Here is a 1,288-nt window from a genome sequence, read left to right on the forward strand (position 1 = left end):
GGAGTTCGCCAGGCCCTGGGCGGTCTGGAACAGCTTGGTCATGCCGTCGATGCCGGAGCTCGCGGCGGTGAGGGTGCGCACGGCCTGCTGCATGTTGTCCTGCAGGCCGGACAGGTCGTCGGCGCGCTGGTTCAGGCTGGCAGCGGCGAAGAAGGAGAGGGGGTTGTCGAGGGCGGTGTTGACCTTCTTGCCGGTCGCCAGGCGCGTCTGCGCCAGGGTGGACTCGGCAACGGTCTGCTGGATGGTCACCAGGGTATCGCGGATACCCGAAGAAAGCGTCACAGGCATGGTTTATCCTTTTGAATTCCAGGAGCACATTTTCGTGCTGGCTCTCACCATACGGCCCGTTCGTTAAAAACAACCAACTAATCTCAGTTAACAAATCGTTTCATTGATTTTTCTCCCGTCGATCGACTGAAGGAAAGCAAATAAAAAAATGCAAATTCTGTCGTAATCGACGGGAGACAGGTTGGAAAGTTGAGCAAATACGATCGATACCGCCAAAATAACGCAATATAACGCTCTGTTACGCCAGAAATCTTCCGACAAAATGCCGCTCGTGTTGGAATTGGAAACGCAACATCGCGAAGCGAAGTCACGGCGCGGCTGCCCGGGGCGCACAGGTATCGCCGCAGCGGAGAGCGCGGCGCGCCGATGCCGCTCCTGAGGTACCGGTGGTGGCAAGGGTTTTTCGATCGCCGCCGAAACCCGGCAGCATGAGCCGGATGCGAGCGTCTCGCGCTCGCGACGCCGATCGGATCCGGGTGGAAACGAGCCGGCGCGAGGCTCGCAGCCTGGGACGGATCCGATCGCGCGCCGTGTCGGGACACCGCAGCCGTGACAAGATCGTCACCGATCGACGGCCGCTCGGCGGAGCCTCCGCTCCAGGCATCGGGGCGGGGTCGATAATCGGCAATGATCCGGCGGGGCCGAGGGCCCCTCGGCAGGGCATCGTCCGAAGGACGAAAAACTCCGGGCACCCTGGTGCCCGGAGTTCGCGATGGCCGATCGCCTTGGGTGTCGACGCTGGAGTAGCGCCCGATCGCTTCGCAACCGGGCGCTACTCCAGGTCTTTGGGTTGCCGCATTTCGTATCGACGACCCGGTCTTCACGTCGTCTGGAAATGCTTGAGCTCGATCAGCGGAGGAGCTGGAGGACCTGCTGGTCGCGCTGGGTGGCGAGCGACAGGGCGGTCTGGGCGAGCTGGCCGCGGGTGTTGAGCGAGCTCAGCTTGGCGCCTTCCTCGTTCAGGTCGGCCAGGGTCAGGTCGCCGGCGCCCGCCTTCAGC

2 protein-coding genes are annotated in these 1,288 nt (G+C 62.6%); both read right to left on the reverse strand.

The window, feature by feature from the left end; all coding sequences use genetic code 11:
* On the reverse strand, positions 1 to 288 hold a 288-nt coding region (locus tag HPY23_RS12610), incomplete at its 3' end, for a flagellin N-terminal helical domain-containing protein (protein ID WP_478219413.1).
* 849 nt (positions 289 to 1,137) lie between these two features.
* Positions 1,138 to 1,287 (reverse strand): flagellin, encoded by a 150-nt coding sequence (locus HPY23_RS33560; protein ID WP_268927383.1) that lies wholly within the window; start codon positions 1,285 to 1,287, stop codon positions 1,138 to 1,140.
* Position 1,288 lies beyond the last annotated feature (1 nt).

It is taken from the genome of Methylobacterium ajmalii (genome assembly GCF_016613415.1).
In the GTDB taxonomy this organism is placed as follows: Bacteria; Pseudomonadota; Alphaproteobacteria; order Rhizobiales; family Beijerinckiaceae; genus Methylobacterium; species Methylobacterium ajmalii.